Below are 16,952 nucleotides of genomic sequence, written 5' to 3'. Positions count from 1 at the left end.
CGGTTCATAGCCGCACCCGTATGCCGCGCTCGGCCAGGAACTGCTTGGCCTGACCTACCGTATAGGTACCGTTGTGAAAAATACTGGCGGCGAGCACCGCGTCGGCGCCGCCTTCGCTGAAGCCCTGTTCCAGGTGCTCCAGGGTGCCGACGCCGCCGCTGGCCACCACTGGCACCGGTACCGCGTCACTGATGGCGCGCAGCAGCTCGACGTCGTAGCCGGCCTTGGTGCCATCGCGGTCCATGCTGGTCACCAGCAGTTCGCCCGCGCCTTTCTCCACCATGGTGCGGGCCCATTCGATGGCGTCCAGCCCGCTGCTCTTGCGGCCGCCGTGGGTGAAGACCTGCCAGCGCGGCGCCTCGTCGGCGTCCTTCTTGCGCGGCTTGACCCGCTTGGCGTCGATGGCGACGACGATGCACTGCACGCCGAAACGCTCGGCCGCCTCGTGCACGAAATCGGGGTTCAGCACCGCGGCGGTGTTGATCGAGACCTTGTCGGCGCCGGCGGAGAGCAGGGCCCGCACGTCGGCGGAGGTGCGCACGCCGCCGCCCACAGTGAGCGGAATGTAGATCTCGCGCGCCACCTGCTCCACCGTCCTGAACAGGGTCGGGCGGTCGTCGGCGCTGGCGGTGATGTCGAGAAACACCAGTTCATCGGCGCCCTGCAGGTCGTAGCGGCGCGCCACTTCCACCGGGTCGCCGGCGTCGCGCAGCTGCTCGAACTTGACGCCCTTGACCACGCGGCCGGCGTCGATGTCGAGACAGGGGATGACGCGCTTGGCAAGCATTGGGAAACTTCGCGGTTGAAAATCAGGCCGTGGTGACGGCCTTGAGACAGTCCTTGAACTGCAGGCCGCCCTCGTACAGGGCGCGTCCGATCACCGCGCCCACCACGCCGTCCTCGCGCAAGCCGCCGAGGCTGCGCAGATCTTCCAGGGAGGAGACGCCGCCGGAGGCGATGACCGGGGTGTTGACCGCCTTGGCCAGCGCGCGCGTGGCTTCGACGTTGAAACCCTGCATCATGCCGTCGCGGCCGATGTCGGTGTAGATGATGGCTTCGACGCCGTCGCGCTCGCAGTGCTGCGCCATCTCCACCACGTCGTGGTGCGAGAGCTTGTTCCAGCCGTCGATGGCGACGCGCCCGTCCTTGGCGTCGAGCCCGACGAAGATGTGGCGCGGGTATTCCAGGCACAGGTCGCGCAGGAAGTGCGGCGTGTTCACCGCCTTGGTGCCGATGATGATGAAGCTGACGCCGACGTCGAGGTAGTGCTGCACCGTCTCCTCGTCGCGCACGCCGCCGCCGGCCTGCACCGGTACGTCGCCGACCGCGGCGACGATCTTTTCCAGCGCCTTGAGGTTGCCCGGCGAGCCTTTCACCGCGCCGTCCAGGTCCACCACGTGCAGGCGCTGCGCACCCTCGTCGACCCAGCGCTTGGCAACGCTGACCGGGTCGGTGGAAAAGACGGTGACGTCATCCATGCGGCCCTGACGCAGGCGCACGCATTGGCCGTTCTTGAGATCGATAGCGGGGATAAGCAGCATTGGGGCGGACGGGCCGGCGGAGCGGCGTTCGTTTAGGTCGAAGGTTCGCGGATCGGTGGAACAGCTGCTGAAATTCCCTGCTCGAACTGTGCCGGAAAGCGCGGGGCAAGGCAAGCGGCAGGCGGCAACTGCGAAAAAAACCGGGGAGGCCGCTTCATTGCCGCCATTTCTGGAACGCCCGGGGGCGAGGTCGGGCGGTACGGATTCACTACGCCCCTTCCCCATTCCAGTTGACGAAATTGGCCAGCAGCTTCAGCCCGACGTCCTGGCTCTTTTCCGGGTGGAATTGGAACCCGACGATATTGTCGCGCGCCACCGCGGCGGCGAACGGCTGGGGATAATCCGCGGTGCCGAGGATGTGCGCGGGATTTTGCGGCGCGGCGTGGTAGCTGTGCACGAAATAGAACCAGCTGTTGTCCGGCACACCGGCCCACACCGGATGGGGGCGCGTCTGCCGCACCTGATTCCAGCCCATGTGCGGCACCTTGAGGCGCTCGTGGTGCAGTTCCGGCTCGGTTTCTGGCGCGGGGTCAGGGAAGCGCACCACCGAGCCCGGGATCAGGCCCAGCGCGTTGACGCCGCCGTTCTCGTCGCTGCGCTCGAGCAGCACCTGCATGCCCAGGCAGACGCCGAGCAGCGGCCGCTTGCGCGCCGCCTCCAGCACCATCTGATCCAGTTCCAGCCGGCGCAATTCGTCCATGCAGGCGCGCACGCCGCCGACGCCGGGCAGTACCAGACGGTCGCACTCGAGCAGGGCCTTGGTGTCGTAGCTGACGAAGATGCGCTGGTTGCCCGCCACCCGCTCCAGCGATTTCGCCAGCGAGTGCAGATTGCCCATGCCATAGTCGATGACCCCGATGGTTTCCATGATGCGGTGAGGCTTTTGGGATCGGGTGGCGGGGAACGGGCGGGTTAGAGGACGCCCTTGGTCGACGGCATGGCGTCGCCAAGGCGTGCATCGGGAGCTGCGGCCATGCGCAGGGCGCGGCCGAAGGCCTTGAAGATGGTTTCGGCGATGTGGTGCGCATTGCGGCCGCGCAGCGCGTCGACGTGCAGCGTCACCTTGGCGTGGTTGACGAAGCCCTGGAAGAATTCGCGGAACAGGTCCACATCGAAATCGGCGACGCGGGCGCGCGGGAATTCGACATGCCATTCCAGGCCGGGGCGGCCGGAGCAGTCCAGCACCACGCGCGACAGCGATTCATCCAGCGGCACATAGGCATGGCCGTAGCGCACGATGCCGCGCTTGTCGCCGATGGCCTGGTCGAAGGCCTGGCCCAGGGTGATGCCGATGTCCTCGACCGTGTGGTGATGGTCGATGTGCACATCGCCGGTGGCGGAGACATCGAGGTCGATCAGGCCGTGGCGCGCCACCTGCTCCAGCATGTGCTCGAGAAAGGGGATGCCGGTGGCAAAGCGCGATTCCCCCGTACCGTCGAGGTTCAGCTTGACGGTAATCTGGGTCTCACGAGTATCGCGGCTGAGAGCGGCGCTACGCGTTGCGCTGACGGGCATGCTGCGACACAAGGTTGCGGAAAGGCGCTGAGAATACACCGCAGCGCAGCAAATTTCATCTGCCGGGTCGCGTTCGGCGCTCCAGAATGGTGCAAAGCCGCTGGCGCAGGGCCGCGTCGGCAAGCCCCGCGATTTCCACCCGCTTGGTCTTGGCGGTGTGGCCCGCAACCACGTTCACCGCGGAAAGCGGCAGGCCCAGGGCGTCCGCCAGCAGCTCTTCGACGGCGGCGTTGGCCTTGCCGCGTTCCGGCGCGGCGGTCACCGACACCTTCAGCACTTCGCCCATGAAACCGCTGAGGGCATTGCGCGAAGCCTTGGGGCTGACCTTCAGGTCGAGCAAGGCCATAGGCTTATCTTGCCGTCTTGTTGACGATGGGCATCCTGCCCATCGCCCTTCGGGCGGCCTGCGGCCGTCCGATTCGGCAGTCCTGCCGAATCGCCAGGACGAACATCAGGCAATGATGCCGCCGATGATGGCGCCCAGCAGCAGCATGCCGATGTGCACCATGCCCAGCATCAGGCCGCCCAGCCCGGCCAGCACGCCGATGGCGATCATGCCGGTCATGGCGGTGGCGAAGAAGAACAGGGCCGCGCCCAGGATGAGTCCGGGCAGCAGGGCAGCCAACAGCGCATTGCCGACGCTGCCCGAAACCTTGCCTCCGACCAGACCGGCGATGAAGCCGCCGACGCCGGGCAGCCAGAACAGGAGGATCGAGATCAGGAACATCCAGAACGCGCCCCAGAACACGCTGCCGTTGCTTTGACTCATTACTGCTCTCCTTATTAGAGGGATGCCGCCGCGGACTCCGACGGGCGCCTACCATGACAGCGCAATACTGAACGAAAGCTGTCCGGCCATGGTCGGAATTTAACCCGCCGCGCCGCTTTTTTCGGCAAGAGCCGGGTCTGGGCTAAAATGCCGCCTTATTCCAACCGTTTTCCGCACCAGAGAATTTCATGCAAATCGCCGAACGCACCGTCGCCAGCTTCAACTACACCCTGACCAATGATGCCGGCGAGGTGCTCGATTCTTCCTCCGGCCGCGAGCCGCTCACCTATCTGCACGGCGGCGGCAACATCGTCACCGGCCTGGAAAAGGCCATGACGGGCAAGAAGGTCGGCGACAAGTTCAACGTCGACGTCACCCCCGAGGAAGGCTACGGCGTGCACAACCCGGGGCTGGTGCAGGTGGTGCCGCGCGACGCCTTCCGCGGCGTCAACGACCTGCAGGCGGGCATGCAGTTCCGCGCCGAGAGCGACAACGGCCCCATGTCGGTGGTCATCACCAAGATCGACGGCGACAAGGTCACCGTCGACGGCAACCACCCCCTGGCCGGCGCCACCCTGCATTTCGCCATCGAAATCACCGAAGTGCGCGAAGCCAGCGTCGAGGAAGTGCTGCACGGCCACGTGCACGGCGCGGGCGGGCATCACCACTGAGCGTCTCGCTGGCTGCTGACCGGCTGCGGGCCGGTCGGCAGCCGGTCCTGTCCGCGGCATCAGTGCGCGGCCGGCGCTGTCGGGACGGTCGCCGCATTCGCCGTTCCGTCGGCGGCGGGCGAAGCGGCTGCGGCCTGGGGACCGATGTTCTTGTCCAGGAATGCCAGCATCTTCACATACAGGTCCAGGCGGTTTTGCGGCAAGTAGAACCCGTGACCCTCGCCGGGCTTGACCAGCCATTCATAGGGATAGTGGCGTTCGTCCAGTGCCTTGCGCAGCGCCTTGGCTTGTGCGATCGGAACCCGCTTGTCTTCCTCGCCATGCGCAATCATCACCGCCGCCTTGAGCTTGTCGATCTGGCTTGCCGGTGAAGCCTGGTAGAGGCGTTCGGGCGTGGCACCGATGAACTCATCGATGTAGTTGTTGCCCGAGTCGGAGGCGCTGGTATCGGACCGTGCCTTCTGGATCCGGAGATCGTAGACGCCCGCGTAGTCCACCACGCAGCGGTAGAGATCCGGCTCACGCACCGCACTCATGAGGGCGGCGTAGCCGCCATAACTGGCGCCGTAGATACAGAGCCGCCTGGGATCCGCGTAGCCCTGGCGGACCACCCACTTGGTGCCGGCGGTGATGTCGTCGATCATGACCGTGTCCCAGCTCTGCTTTCCGGCGTACTCGAAGTTGCGGCCATAGCCGCCAGAGCCGCGGAAATTGACCTGGAGCACCGCGTAGCCGCGACTCGCGAGCATGGCCGGTTCCGCTTCCCAGGCCCAGTGATCGCTTATTCCGAACGGGCCGCCGTGCGGGTTCACCACCAGCGGCAGATTCTTCGCCTCCTTGCCGGGCGGCAGGGTCAGGTAGCCATGCACCATCTGGCCGTCCCGGGCCTTGAAGGAGATCGGGCGGCGCTCCCCCATCTGCGCCGGGTCGATGCTTCGGCGCTTGCGCAGCACCGGGTCGATGCTCATCTTGACGGTGTCGAACAGGTAGTAGGTCCCCGGATCGCGGTCGCTGTAGACCAGCACCACCATTTTGCCGCCATCCGCAGTCTGCGACACCGGGATTACCATCTTGCCTGGGAAGTTGCCGACTACAGCGTCCAGCTTGTCACGCATCGGATCGTCGCTGTCGAGCAGCGATATCTTGGGATAGTCGGATTGGTAGATGGCCGCAAGCGGCACCCGGTTCGGAGAAAAATAGACCATGTCGAGGTCGGCGCTGTCGTCGCAGCTGAGCTTGCGGCGCTCGTCCTTGACCAGATCGTGCTCGATCAGGCACTTGCGGTCCCCGCCTTCATCTGAAGCCAGATAGACCTTGATGCCATCCGCGGAGAATTTGTACGGAATGACCTGCGCGTGCTTCATGTCCCCGGTGTTGAGCAGATTCCAGTCGTCCTTCGCCGACTTGCGGAAATAGGTCAACAGGTGTTGGTGCGGGTCCATGCCAAGCGCATAGCGCACGACGCCGGAAACGTCGGCCAGGAAGGTGGAGAAGCCCAGCATTGGCGCCAAGACCAGATTGTCGAGGGAACCGCCGCTCACGTCCATGGTGTAGGCCGCGGTGCGCTGGGTGTCCTCGTTCAATCCCCAGGTATTGACTGCGATGACGATATGATGGGGATCCTTCGGAAGCGCTTCGACGATGGTGGCCCAGCCGCTGCTGGTGTTCTGGTCCTGGTGCTTGTGGATCAACGAGCCGGAATCGGTCGGAGCGTTGTAGCCGAACAGGTAGCTGCCGCCACCGCCGTCGGCGTCGACGCCGATCAGCTCACCAGTCCGTTGGGGCTGACCCAGCAGGCCGTCCTGTATGGCCGTTTCCAGTACCAGGCGCTGCGGTCCGGCCCAGGAATAGTCATAAACGCTGGTGCCGGCAGTAGGCGCGAACTTTCCGACCGGCTTGCCGTCTGAAAGACGGAGGATCGCCAGCGCGGTCTGATCGTCCGAAGGAATTTTCGCGGCCAGATAGGTGCCGTCCGGCGAGATGCTGACATCTTCGAAATCGTTGAGCTTGGCAAAATCCGCCAGGGGAACCTCGGCTTGCGCGAGTACAGGCAAGGCCAGGACCAGCAAGCAGAGTGACGGACGAATCATGTAGCTCTTCCCCCCGAAGAACGAAACTGAAGATATGATGCAACCCAAAACCTTAGGCGATTCCCCGGCCGCTGGATAGCTGCGCGCCCACGCGTACTGTGATTCCGCGCACACCGGGGCATCCGGAGATTCCTCAATGCTGCTGAAATCCCGCCTCGCACTGGCGCTCCTTGTGGTCGCCGCCCCCATTGCCGCTTCCCTGGCCGAGCCATCCACCAGCAAGAGCGCCGCGAACGATCCTCTGGCCCAGGCCATCGCCAGCCCGAGCCGTACCGAATCGTATCGCGCCCGCGATGTTTACCGCCATCCGTTGGAGACGCTGAAGTTCTTCGGCATCCGCCCGGACATGACCGTGGTCGAGATCTGGCCCAGCAGCGGCTGGTACACCGAGATCCTGGCCCCCTATCTGCGCGACCAGGGAAAATATTACGCGGCCGGAGCGGCGGCGAGCCTGCCCGATGCCTCGGAAGGAACACGCCGGAGCGTCGCCGAATACCAGCAGCGCCTGGATGCCGATCCGGCGCGCTACTCCGCCGTCACCGTCACCGAATTCCGCCCGCCGCTGCGCACCGAGATCTGCCCGCCGGGCAGCGCCGACCTGGTCTTAACCTTCCGCAACGTGCACAACTGGATGGCCGGCGGCTACGAGCAGGAGGCGTTCAACGCGTTCTACACCGCTCTCAAGCCCGGCGGCGTGCTCGGCGTGGAGGAGCACCGCGCCAAGCCTTACACCACGCTGGAGCAGACCAGGAAGACCGGCTACGTCAACGAGTCCTACGTCAAGGCGCTGGCCGCCAATGCCGGTTTTCAGTTCGTCGCCGCGTCTTCGGTGAACGACAACCCGAAGGACAAGAAGGACTATCCGGACGGCGTGTGGACCCTGCCGCCGACTTACACCCTCGGCGACAAGGACAAAACGAAGTACGAGGCGATCGGCGAATCGGATCGGATGACGCTGAAGTTCATCAAGCCGCAGGGCTAAATCGAAACAGCTGGCCGGCGCAGCGGATGAATGCCGCTTCGCCGGCCAGCCTACTCTTCCGGCTCGTAGGCCAGGTTCGGCATCAGCCACTTCTCGGCTTCGGCGACGGTCCAGCCCTTGCGCTCGGCGTAGTCGACGACCTGGTCCTTCTTGATGCGGCCGACCACGAAGTATTGCGATTCCGGATGGGCGTAGTACCAGCCTGAAACCGCCGCGCCCGGCCACATGGCATAGCTTTCGGTGAGCTTGATGCCGGTGTTGTTCTCGACATCGAGCAACTGCCACAGCGTGCCCTTTTCGCTGTGTTCAGGGCAGGCGGCATAGCCCGGCGCGGGACGGATGCCCTTGTACTTCTCGTCGATCAGGGCGGCGTTGTCGAGGTGCTCGTCGCCGGCATAACCCCAGAATTCCTTGCGCACCCGCTCGTGCAGGCGCTCGGCGAAGGCTTCGGCCAGGCGATCGGCGATCGACTCCAGCAGGATCGCGCTGTAGTCGTCATTGGCCTTCTTGAACTCGACGATCTTTTCCGCGCTGCCCAGGCCGGTGGTCACGGCGAAGGCGCCGACATAGTCGTGCAGCCCGCTGCTCTTCGGCGCCACGAAGTCGCCCAGACAACGGTTCGGCACGCCTTCGCGATGCTCGCTCTGCTGGCGCAGGTTGTGCAGCCGCTGGATCACCTGCGTGCGCGTCTCGTCGGCATACACCTCGATGTCGTCGCCCACCGCATTGGCCGGGAAGAAGCCGCAGACGCCGTTGGCGGTGAGCCACTTCTCCGCGATCAGCTTGTCCAGCATTTCCTGGGCGTCGGCATACAGGCGGCGCGCGGCCTCGCCGCTGACCGGGTTGTTGAGCAAGTCCGGGTAGCGCCCCTTCATCTCCCAGGCGATGAAGAACGGCTGCCAGTCGATGTACTGGCGCAGTTCGGCGATGGGATAGTTGCGCAGCACTTTCACGTACTGCGTCGGCTGGGTATGGTGCGCGTGGTCGCAATTCGGCCCTTCGCACACATCCTTGGTCTGCTGCATCAGCATGCGCGGCCGGAACGGGCGGTAGGCCGACCAGTCGATCGGCGTGGCGTTGGCGCGGGCCTTTTCCAGCGAAAAATATTTCTGCTCGCGGTCCTTGTTGGCGTGGCGCTCGCGGATCTCGGCGTATTCCTTCGCGGTATCGGCCATCAGCTTCGGCTTCTGGTCGGCCGACAGCAGGGCCGCCGCCACCGGCACCGAGCGCGAGGCGTCCTTCACCCACAGCACCGGGCTTTTATACGCCGGCGCGATCTTCACCGCGGTGTGGGCGCGCGAGGTGGTGGCGCCGCCGATCAGCAGCGGAATGTCGAAGCCCTGGCGCTGCATCTCCTTGGCCAGATGCACCATCTCGTCGAGCGAGGGCGTGATCAGGCCGGACAGGCCGATGATGTCGGCCTTCTCGGCCTTGGCCGCGTCGAGGATCTTCTGCGCCGGCACCATCACGCCGAGGTCGACCACGTCGTAGTTGTTGCACTGGAGCACCACGCCGACGATGTTCTTGCCGATATCGTGCACGTCGCCCTTGACCGTGGCCATGACGATCTTGCCCTTGGCCTTCTCCACGTCGCCGGGCTTCTTCTCGGCCTCGATGAAGGGAATCAGGTAGGCCACCGCCTTCTTCATCACCCGCGCCGACTTCACCACCTGCGGCAGGAACATCTTGCCGGCGCCGAACAGGTCGCCGACCACGTTCATGCCGTCCATCAGCGGACCTTCGATCACCTCGATCGGGCGGCCCTTGGCGGCGGCAATCTCGGCGCGCAGCTCCTCGGTGTCGGCGTCGACGTAGGCGTCGATGCCTTTCACCAGCGCGTGCTTGATGCGCTCGCGCACCGGCAGCTCGCGCCAGGCCAGTTCGTCGCCGACCTTCTTCTCCGCCGCGCCGCCCTTGAAGCGTTCGGCCAATTCGAGCAGGCGCTCGGTGGCGTCCTCTCGGCGATACAGGATCACATCTTCAATGCCGTCGCGCAGTTCGGGGTTCAGCTCGGCGTACAGCGCCAGCTGGCCGGCGTTGACGATGCCCATGTCCATGCCGGCCTTGATGGCGTGGTACAGGAACACGGCGTGGATGGCCTCGCGCATCAGGTTGTTGCCGCGGAACGAGAAGGAGACGTTGGAGACGCCGCCCGAGATCAGCGCGCCCGGCAGGTTCTGCTTGATCCAGGCGGTGGCCTCGATGAAATCCAGGCCGTAGCGGTTGTGCTCGGCAATGCCGGTGGCCACGGCGAAGATGTTCGGATCGAAGATGATGTCTTCGGCCGGGAAGCCGACCTGCTTGGTCAGGATGTCGTAGGCGCGCTGGCAGATCACCTTGCGGCGCTCCAGCGAGTCGGCCTGGCCCTGCTCGTCGAAGGCCATCACCACCACCGCCGCGCCGTAACGCCGGCACAGCTTGGCCTGCTCGATGAATTTTTCCTCTCCTTCCTTCATCGAGATGGAGTTGACGATGGGCTTGCCCTGCACGCACTTCAGGCCGGCCTCGATCACCTCCCACTTGGAGGAGTCGATCATGATCGGCACGCGCGAGATGTCCGGCTCGGAGGCGATCAGGTTGAGGAAGCGCACCATGGCGGCCTTGCCGTCGAGCATGCCCTCGTCCATGTTGACGTCGATCACCTGCGCGCCCGCTTCCACCTGCTGCCGCGCCACGGTCAGGGCGGCGGTGTAGTCGCCGGCCTTGATCAGATCCTTGAACCTGGCCGAGCCGGTGACGTTGGTACGCTCGCCCACGTTCACGAACAGCGTGTCGTCGGTGATGTTGAGCGGTTCCAGGCCCGCCAGCCGGCAGGCCGGTGCCGCCGGCGTCGGCACGCGCGGCTTCTTGCCGCGTACGTGCGCGTCGATCGAGCCGATATGCCCCGGCGTGGTGCCGCAGCAACCGCCGACGATGTTCACCAGGCCGGCGTCGGCGAACTCGGCGATGATCTCCGCCGTATCCTCCGGCCGTTCGTCGTATTCGCCGAAGGCGTTGGGCAGGCCGGCATTGGGATAGCAGGAGATGTAGCAGTCCGCCAGCTTCGCCAGTTCGGCGATGTAGGGGCGCATCTCCTTGCCGCCGAGGGCGCAGTTGAAGCCGATGGCGAAGGGCCTGGCGTGACGTACCGAATTCCAGAACGCCTCCGTCACCTGGCCCGACAGGGTGCGGCCGGAAGCATCGGTGATGGTGCCGCTGATGATCACCGGCAGGCGCACGCCCTTTTCTTCGAACACCTGCTCCACCGCGAAGATCGCCGCCTTGGCGTTGAGCGTGTCGAAGATGGTTTCGATCAGGAGCACGTGGGCGCCGCCGTCGATCAGGCCGCGCGCGCAGTCGCAGTACGCCGCCACCAGGCTGTCGTAGCTGACATTACGCTTGCCCGGATCGTTGACATCGGGGCTGATGCTGGCAGTGCGGTTGGTCGGGCCCAGGGCCCCGGCGACGAAGCGCGGCCGTTCCGGCGTGCTCGCCGCGTCGGTTTCCAGCCGCGCCAGCTTGGCCGCCTCGAAGTTCAACTCGTAGGCCAGCGCCTCCATGTGGTAATCCGCCAGCGAGATGCTCTGCGAATTGAAGGTGTTGGTTTCGATGAAATCGGCGCCGGCCACCAGATATTTGCGGTGGATCTCGCGGATGATGTCCGGCTGGGTCAGCACCAGCAGGTCGTTGTTGCCCTTGAGATCGTGGGGCCAGTCCCTGAAGCGCTCGCCGCGGTAGTCGGCCTCGCCCAGCTTGTAGCCCTGGATCATGGTGCCCATGGCGCCGTCGATGACCAGAATGCGCTCACGCGCGAGCGCATCGAGCCGGGCGGCGAGGGATTCTTGCGGAACTGCGAGTGGGGCGTCGAACATGGCGCTATTGTATCCCTTTATCCGGATAAGCAGATATTCAGGCCGGGAGATGGGCTCGCAGGCTGCGGGCCGATTCGGGTCCGCTACCGCTCATCGTCCCGTACCCGCGCTACGTCCGTCGGCATAGGCCGCTGGCATGGATCGGGCGTCTAGTACCCGGGAAGGCAGTTGCCGGGGAGCAAAATCATGAGAACAAACAATTTTGCTTACGCTCGACTGCATTTCATCTGGTCTCGGGTATTATCCTTGCTGCCGGCTCAGGGAGTCCGTGATCGTGCACCTAACGAGGCGGGCCCGGCGTTTCAAATTCAGGGACTTAGATCCTAATGGTGAGTAACCCGCAATGACCGCAACGGTGCATCCGTTGTTTTCCGGTTCGCCGCAGGGGCGCGGCGAGCAGACGGTTGCGCCCGTTCCTTCCCATCCCCTGGTGGCGGAACTGCGGGAAGTCGCCCTGGGCGTGCTCGACGAGCTGGTGCGGCGCATGTTCGACAGCGCCGACGACGTGCTGTTCGAGATGGGCGAGAAGTCCTCCACCGACGACGAGCGGCGCCGCTATTTCGACACCATGCGGGTGCTGCGCCTGGACCGCGGCAAGGTCGGCATCGCCTTCGCCGACGACCTGACCCGCGGCTTCGCGCCGGTCGTCGCCCCCCGCAACAGCAAACTCGAATTCGATCTCGACAGCCTGTCGATCCAGCCCACCGAGGAACTGGAAGAGAAGATCGCCGTCACCAACATGGCGGCCAAGGCCGAAGGCCTTTACAAAAATCCCATCTGGGAGCTGGAGCGCCATCTGGATTTCGCGGTGCGCGAGCTCGGCGTTCCGGTGTCGCCCCTGGCACTGGGTCCCGGACGTATCTGTGACGCCTTCGGCAAGGCTACCGGCGTGCTGGATACCGAGTTCCAGGTCAAGCTGGTCATCTACAAGCTGTTCGACCGGGTCGTCATCAACGACCTGGGCAAGGTCTACAATGCGGCGCTGGAAGTGCTGGAACGCCACGGCATCAACCCTTCGCGCCGCAGCTCGCCGCCGCCCCTGCCGCCGATGGACGAGACCGAGATGGTGCCGCCGGCACCGTTCCAGCCGCAGGGCGGAGCTGCGGGTTCCTACGCACCGCCAGGCGGCGGCCAGGGATATGGACAGGGCCAGCCTTATGCGCAAGGACAGCCTTATGCCCAGGCGCAGGAACTGCTGCGCCGTTATTCGCTCGATCAGGCCAGCGTGCAGCGCGCCAGCAACCCGGTCGGCGCCGAACTGGCCGGTTTGCTGCAAACCCTGATCAGCGGCGCCTCCTCGCCGGCGGTGCAGGCCTCGACCCAGCGCCTGTCGCTGGCCGGCCGCATGTTCGACGACCTGATGGCCGAGCCGATGCTGCCCGAGCCGCTGCGGCCGGCGCTGGAGAAGCTGCGCTACCCGGTCTACAAGACCGCGCTCAGCGACCCCAGCTTTTTCGCCAATCAGGCCCACCCCCTGCGCAAGCTGCTCAGCGACATGGTGGAACTCGCGGTGTCGGCGCAGACCAGCGAATCGGCCCAGGCCCAACTGCGCGAGACCATGCGCACTGCCTCGGCCCTGCAGACCGGCCCGGCCCTGGTGGCCGATGCGCTGAATTCCGCCCAGCCGGTGCCCGAAGGCGAGGTGGAAGGCTTCCTCAACCAGATGCGCGAGCAGACCCGCGCTCGCCGCGAGGCCCTGCTGGTGCGGGTGCGCCGCCAGGTGGCGCAGGAGCTGGAAGTGCAGACCCTGGGCCGCCGCGTGCCGGACCCGGTGATGGACCTGCTGCGCGGGGGTGTGGGCCCGCTGATGGCGGTGCGCCTGCTCAAGAACGGCCGCGGCAGCGGGCCGTACCAGGAAGCGCAGTCGATGATGGAAGGGGTGCTCAAAAGCCTCGAATTCATTCCGCCGGCCAGTCCCGAAGTGCTGGAGACGCGCGAGCAGCTGCTGTCCAAGATCGTGACTGCGCTCGCCGATATCGGCATGACCGAGGACAAGGTCGAGTCCCTGCTCAACGGCCTGCAGGAGGTCTACAAGCTGCTCGACAGCGCCGAGGCCGCACCGGGCGCTGCCGTGGGCGCGCAGACCGAGCGCCTGACCGAACGCGAAGAGCATCTGCTGATGTCGGATTTCGACCAGCAGGCGCGGGAAAAAGCGCGCGCGGAGCGGGCCAGCCAGGTTGCCGCGTCGCCGCCCACCGCATCGGGCGCCGATGCCGCTTCGACCACGGTGATGGACCTGCTGCGGCGCCTGCTGGCGCCGGAAAGCTGGTTCCGCGTCTACGACGCCGAACACAACCAGACGCGCTGGCTGAAGCTGAACTCGTTCTATCCGGACCAGGATTCCGTCACCTTCACCGGCTTCGACGAAAGCCTGAAGCTGAGCATCCGCGCCCATCGCTTTGCCGAGCACCTGGCCAGTGGCCAGTCGGAGCCGATCAATCCCGACGATTCAGCCCGGGAAGCGCTGGAACAGCTCAGGCGTGGAAAGAACCACGCCTGAGCTGTTCCAGCGCTGCTGTCGTCCTGACAAGCAGCCTGTCGTCCCTGACAAGCACCCCACGCGCGATCTCTGCGGAATCTATTGATCGGCTATCCATGGCGGGGACTTTTGAAACAAGCCAGCTACTTCATATCTGGCGATTCAAGTCCGCGCCTTGCCGTCATGTCCGCCCAGCGCGCGGGGCGGGACGTCGGTCCAGGCGTCGTCGCGGGTCCGCTCGTAATCCTGGTGCAGCGGGTAGTGCACCCGGTTCTCCGGCTTCGAACGCTCGCCGATGACCATGAGCCGCACCTCGGTGGTCGTATTGTTCAGGATGGTGTGGCAGATCCCGGTGCCGGCGGGGAAGCCGACCGCGTCGCCCGGCGCGAGCCGGTGCAGCGTGCCGTCGATCCAGGCATCCGGGGTTCCTTCCAGTACATAGATGAACTCTTCCTCGGCGCTTTCGGCATGCGGGTACGAGGTGCGCCGGCCAGGCAGCAGCCTTTCGTGGTGAATGCCGATGCGCGTAAGGCCCAGCAGGCGGCCGAGCGGTGCGCCGATTGCCAGCAATTCGGTATCGCCCGGGTAGTGGCGATCGTCCGCCCCCTCGAGGTCGCGCCAGTGTCGGATGAAGCTCGGTCGCTCGGTCATGCCGGACTCCCAATCGTGATGGCCGAGCTTAGCTGAAAGGCGACTGTTTTCCCCGGCCGACCAGCGACGTTGACATCAGCCAATGTTTCGATTAGTTTATTGAACGATCGTTCTATAAGCTTTATTCAACAGTCCGCGCCATGGATGGCGCGGTGCTTGTCAGGGATGACATACAGGAGCCCCATCATGACGACCGCGACACTCTCCGCCCCGGCCTGGACCGACAAGAAGCGCTACCTGTGGCTGCTGGGCATCGTGGTCATGGGCCTGCCGCTGTACGGGTACGGCCTGTACCTGTGGACCGGCCTGTCGCTGTTCTTCTGGACCACACCGGTGATCGTCTACACCCTGATTCCCCTGTTCGACCGCCTGATCGGCGAGGACGAGTCCAATCCGCCGGACGGAGTCATGGCAGCCCTGGCGCAGGAGAAGTACTACCGCTACGTGGTCTATGCCGCCATCCCGGCGCAATACCTCAGCTTCATCGGCGGCACCTATCTCGCCGTGCGCGGCGACCTGGTCTGGTACCAGTGGCTGGGCTTGCTGGTCTCGGTGGGCATGACCTCGGGCCTGGCGATCAATGTCGGCCATGAGCTGGGGCACCAGACCTCGAAGCTGGAGCGCTGGCTGGCCAAGATCGCCCTGGCGCCGGTGATGTACGGGCATTTCTACGTCGAGCACAACCGCGGCCACCACGTGCGCGTGGCCACGCCGGAAGATCCCGCCACCTCGCGCTTCGGCGAGTCCTTCTACGAATTCCTGCCGCGCTGCGTCTACGGTTCGATCAAGTCGGCCTGGGAAATCGAGAAGCAGCGCCTGGAGAAGCAGGGCAAGAGCGTCTGGTCGATCGAGAACGACAATCTCCAGGCCTGGGCCATCACGGTGGCGCTGTTCGCCGCCATGACCGCCTGGCTCGGCTGGTGGGCGCTGCCCTTCATGATCGTGCAGGGCGCCTACGGCGGCAGCCTGCTCGAGGTGGTCAATTACCTGGAGCACTACGGCCTGCGCCGCCAGAAGAAGGCGGACGGCAGCTACGAGCGCTGCCAGCCGCACCATTCCTGGAATTCCAACCACACCGCCACCAATATTTTCCTGTACCACCTGCAGCGGCATTCGGACCACCACGCCAACCCGACGCGCTCGTTCCAGACCCTGCGCAATTTCGAGGGCGTGCCGCGCCTGCCTAACGGCTATGCCGGCATGATCGTGGTGGCCTACATCCCCTGGCTGTGGTTCCGCGTGATGGATCCCAAAGTGGTGCAGCACTTCGGCGGCGACATGAGCAAGGCCAATATCAAGCCCTCCATACGAGACCGGATATTGGCGAAATACGGCTCCGCCACGGCATAATTGGCGCCCGTTTCGGCGGCGTATCCCGACCGGATGCGCCGCCGTTTCGTTTTGTGGGTGCCGGCTGACGCCGGCCAAATTTCCTATCCGTTTGAGGTTGCTGATGAAGAAGTGGCGCTGTCTGGTCTGTGATTTCGTCTACGACGAGGCCAAGGGTGTTCCCGAGGAAGGCATTGCTCCCGGCACGCGCTGGGAAGACGTGCCGGACAGCTGGACCTGCCCGGATTGCGGCGCCGCCAAGAGCGATTTCGTGATGGAAGAGATCGACTAGATTCGCCCGCGGATGCGGCCCAGCCGGTCCGCATCCTCCGTATGGCGCAAGACGCGGTTGCATCGGGCCGCCAGTCTCGGTGCATTGATCCCCCAGGAGTACATGCATGTCCGCAGGCCAGAAATTTCGTGCCGCCGTCGCCGCCGAGAAGCCCTTGCAGGTGATCGGCGCGATCAACGCCTACACCGCCCGCATGGCGGAAGCGGTGGGTTACAAGGCCCTGTACCTGTCCGGCGGCGGCGTCGCCGCCAACTCCCTGGGCATGCCGGACCTGGGCATCAGCACCCTGGAAGACGTGCTGACCGACGTGCGCCGCATCACCGACGTCACCACCCTGCCGCTGCTGGTGGATATCGACACCGGCTGGGGCGGCGCCTTCAATATCGCCCGCACCATCCGCTCGATGATCAAGGCTGGCGCCGGCGCCGTGCATATGGAGGACCAGGTCGGCACCAAGCGCTGCGGCCACCGTCCGGGCAAGGAAGTGGTGAGCAAGGAGGAGATGGTGGACCGCATCAAGTCCGCCGTCGACGCCCGCACCGATCCGGGCTTCGTCATCATGGCCCGCACCGACGCCCTGGCCATCGAAGGCATCGACGCCGCCATCGAGCGCGCCGTGGCCTATGTCGAGGCCGGCGCGGACATGATCTTCCCCGAGGCCATGACCGAGCTGCCGATGTACCGCAAGTTCAAGGATGCGGTCAAAGTGCCGATCCTGGCCAACATCACCGAATTCGGCTTCACCCCGCTGTTCACCACCCAGGAACTGGGCTCGGTGGACG

Annotated in this window: 15 protein-coding genes; 6 read left to right on the top strand and 9 right to left on the bottom strand. The window is 65.1% G+C overall.

The genetic code is table 11. From position 1 onward, the window contains the following. Positions 1-4 precede the first annotated feature (4 nt). From hisF to BP26_RS0106330, 6 genes are all read right to left on the bottom strand, one after another. A complete protein-coding gene (gene hisF / locus BP26_RS0106360) occupies positions 5-787 on the bottom strand; it encodes an imidazole glycerol phosphate synthase subunit HisF (protein WP_029919737.1) in 783 nt (260 codons plus the stop codon). Between the two features lie 22 nt (positions 788-809). Beyond that, on the bottom strand, positions 810-1,541 hold the full coding sequence (hisA, locus tag BP26_RS0106355; RefSeq protein ID WP_029919736.1) for a 1-(5-phosphoribosyl)-5-[(5-phosphoribosylamino)methylideneamino]imidazole-4-carboxamide isomerase: 732 nt from the start codon (positions 1,539-1,541) through the stop codon (positions 810-812). Positions 1,542-1,749: 208 nt separating this feature from the next. After that, on the bottom strand, positions 1,750-2,409 hold the full coding sequence (hisH, locus tag BP26_RS0106350; protein ID WP_029919735.1) for an imidazole glycerol phosphate synthase subunit HisH: 660 nt from the start codon (positions 2,407-2,409) through the stop codon (positions 1,750-1,752). 44 nt (positions 2,410-2,453) lie between these two features. Beyond that, complete coding sequence (hisB, locus tag BP26_RS0106345; RefSeq protein ID WP_029919734.1) at positions 2,454-3,056, bottom strand: imidazoleglycerol-phosphate dehydratase HisB; 603 nt, start codon at positions 3,054-3,056, stop codon at positions 2,454-2,456. Positions 3,057-3,111: 55 nt separating this feature from the next. Continuing rightward, positions 3,112-3,402 (bottom strand): DUF167 domain-containing protein, encoded by a 291-nt coding sequence (locus BP26_RS0106340; RefSeq protein WP_029919733.1) that lies wholly within the window; start codon positions 3,400-3,402, stop codon positions 3,112-3,114. Positions 3,403-3,507: 105 nt separating this feature from the next. Then, a complete protein-coding gene (locus BP26_RS0106330) occupies positions 3,508-3,825 on the bottom strand; it encodes a hypothetical protein (RefSeq protein WP_029919732.1) in 318 nt (105 codons plus the stop codon). Positions 3,826-4,013: 188 nt separating this feature from the next. Between BP26_RS0106330 and BP26_RS0106325 the strand changes: the two genes are divergently transcribed. Next, positions 4,014-4,496: an FKBP-type peptidyl-prolyl cis-trans isomerase gene (locus BP26_RS0106325; RefSeq protein WP_029919731.1), complete on the top strand. Its 483-nt coding sequence runs from the start codon at positions 4,014-4,016 to the stop codon at positions 4,494-4,496. Between the two features lie 59 nt (positions 4,497-4,555). On the opposite strand, the gene BP26_RS0106320 is transcribed toward BP26_RS0106325, so the two are convergent. Then, the gene (locus BP26_RS0106320) at positions 4,556-6,586 is read right to left on the bottom strand and encodes an alpha/beta hydrolase family protein (protein ID WP_169740654.1); all 2,031 of its coding nucleotides are present in this window, start codon (positions 6,584-6,586) and stop codon (positions 4,556-4,558) included. Between the two features lie 136 nt (positions 6,587-6,722). Here BP26_RS0106320 and BP26_RS0106315 point away from each other — a divergent pair, with 136 nt between their 5' ends. Further along, positions 6,723-7,568: a class I SAM-dependent methyltransferase gene (locus BP26_RS0106315; protein ID WP_029919729.1), complete on the top strand. Its 846-nt coding sequence runs from the start codon at positions 6,723-6,725 to the stop codon at positions 7,566-7,568. Positions 7,569-7,618: 50 nt separating this feature from the next. Here the strand turns inward: BP26_RS0106315 and metH are convergent, their stop codons facing one another. After that, positions 7,619-11,419: a methionine synthase gene (gene metH / locus BP26_RS0106310; protein WP_029919728.1), complete on the bottom strand. Its 3,801-nt coding sequence runs from the start codon at positions 11,417-11,419 to the stop codon at positions 7,619-7,621. A 343-nt stretch (positions 11,420-11,762) separates the two neighbouring features. Between metH and BP26_RS0106305 the strand changes: the two genes are divergently transcribed. Then, positions 11,763-13,919, top strand: coding sequence for a DUF1631 family protein (locus tag BP26_RS0106305; RefSeq protein ID WP_029919727.1), 2,157 nt, complete (start codon positions 11,763-11,765; stop codon positions 13,917-13,919). 141 nt (positions 13,920-14,060) lie between these two features. On the opposite strand, the gene BP26_RS0106300 is transcribed toward BP26_RS0106305, so the two are convergent. Next, the gene (locus BP26_RS0106300) at positions 14,061-14,549 is read right to left on the bottom strand and encodes a cupin domain-containing protein (RefSeq protein ID WP_029919726.1); all 489 of its coding nucleotides are present in this window, start codon (positions 14,547-14,549) and stop codon (positions 14,061-14,063) included. A 186-nt stretch (positions 14,550-14,735) separates the two neighbouring features. Between BP26_RS0106300 and BP26_RS0106295 the strand changes: the two genes are divergently transcribed. The 3 genes from BP26_RS0106295 to prpB all read left to right on the top strand — a co-directional run. Next, positions 14,736-15,899: an alkane 1-monooxygenase gene (locus BP26_RS0106295; protein ID WP_029919725.1), complete on the top strand. Its 1,164-nt coding sequence runs from the start codon at positions 14,736-14,738 to the stop codon at positions 15,897-15,899. 103 nt (positions 15,900-16,002) lie between these two features. Continuing rightward, positions 16,003-16,170 carry a rubredoxin gene (locus tag BP26_RS0106290; protein ID WP_029919724.1) on the top strand — a complete coding sequence of 56 codons (168 nt, stop codon included), beginning with the start codon at positions 16,003-16,005 and terminating at the stop codon, positions 16,168-16,170. A 106-nt stretch (positions 16,171-16,276) separates the two neighbouring features. Continuing rightward, positions 16,277-16,952 (top strand): methylisocitrate lyase (gene prpB / locus BP26_RS0106285; protein WP_029919723.1); only part of this gene is annotated, 676 nt, incomplete at its 3' end.

It is taken from the genome of Nevskia soli DSM 19509 (assembly GCF_000711955.1).
In the GTDB taxonomy this organism is placed as follows: Bacteria; Pseudomonadota; Gammaproteobacteria; order Nevskiales; family Nevskiaceae; genus Nevskia; species Nevskia soli.
The sequence above is the reverse complement of the archived record's forward strand: the minus strand, read 5'-3'. Positions and strand labels throughout refer to the sequence as shown.

What these genes read in the sequence shown, in the direction of transcription:
- hisF (WP_029919737.1), bottom strand. Translation starts at nt 787, where the DNA reads ATGCTTGCCAAGCGCGTCATCCCCTGTCTCGACATCGACGCCGGCCGC.
- hisA (WP_029919736.1), bottom strand. Translation starts at nt 1,541, where the DNA reads ATGCTGCTTATCCCCGCTATCGATCTCAAGAACGGCCAATGCGTGCGC.
- hisH (WP_029919735.1), bottom strand. Translation starts at nt 2,409, where the DNA reads ATGGAAACCATCGGGGTCATCGACTATGGCATGGGCAATCTGCACTCG.
- hisB (WP_029919734.1), bottom strand. Translation starts at nt 3,056, where the DNA reads ATGCCCGTCAGCGCAACGCGTAGCGCCGCTCTCAGCCGCGATACTCGT.
- BP26_RS0106340 (WP_029919733.1), bottom strand. Translation starts at nt 3,402, where the DNA reads ATGGCCTTGCTCGACCTGAAGGTCAGCCCCAAGGCTTCGCGCAATGCC.
- BP26_RS0106330 (WP_029919732.1), bottom strand. Translation starts at nt 3,825, where the DNA reads ATGAGTCAAAGCAACGGCAGCGTGTTCTGGGGCGCGTTCTGGATGTTC.
- BP26_RS0106325 (WP_029919731.1), top strand. Translation starts at nt 4,014, where the DNA reads ATGCAAATCGCCGAACGCACCGTCGCCAGCTTCAACTACACCCTGACC.
- BP26_RS0106320 (WP_169740654.1), bottom strand. Translation starts at nt 6,586, where the DNA reads ATGATTCGTCCGTCACTCTGCTTGCTGGTCCTGGCCTTGCCTGTACTC.
- BP26_RS0106315 (WP_029919729.1), top strand. Translation starts at nt 6,723, where the DNA reads ATGCTGCTGAAATCCCGCCTCGCACTGGCGCTCCTTGTGGTCGCCGCC.
- metH (WP_029919728.1), bottom strand. Translation starts at nt 11,419, where the DNA reads ATGTTCGACGCCCCACTCGCAGTTCCGCAAGAATCCCTCGCCGCCCGG.
- BP26_RS0106305 (WP_029919727.1), top strand. Translation starts at nt 11,763, where the DNA reads ATGACCGCAACGGTGCATCCGTTGTTTTCCGGTTCGCCGCAGGGGCGC.
- BP26_RS0106300 (WP_029919726.1), bottom strand. Translation starts at nt 14,549, where the DNA reads ATGACCGAGCGACCGAGCTTCATCCGACACTGGCGCGACCTCGAGGGG.
- BP26_RS0106295 (WP_029919725.1), top strand. Translation starts at nt 14,736, where the DNA reads ATGACGACCGCGACACTCTCCGCCCCGGCCTGGACCGACAAGAAGCGC.
- BP26_RS0106290 (WP_029919724.1), top strand. Translation starts at nt 16,003, where the DNA reads ATGAAGAAGTGGCGCTGTCTGGTCTGTGATTTCGTCTACGACGAGGCC.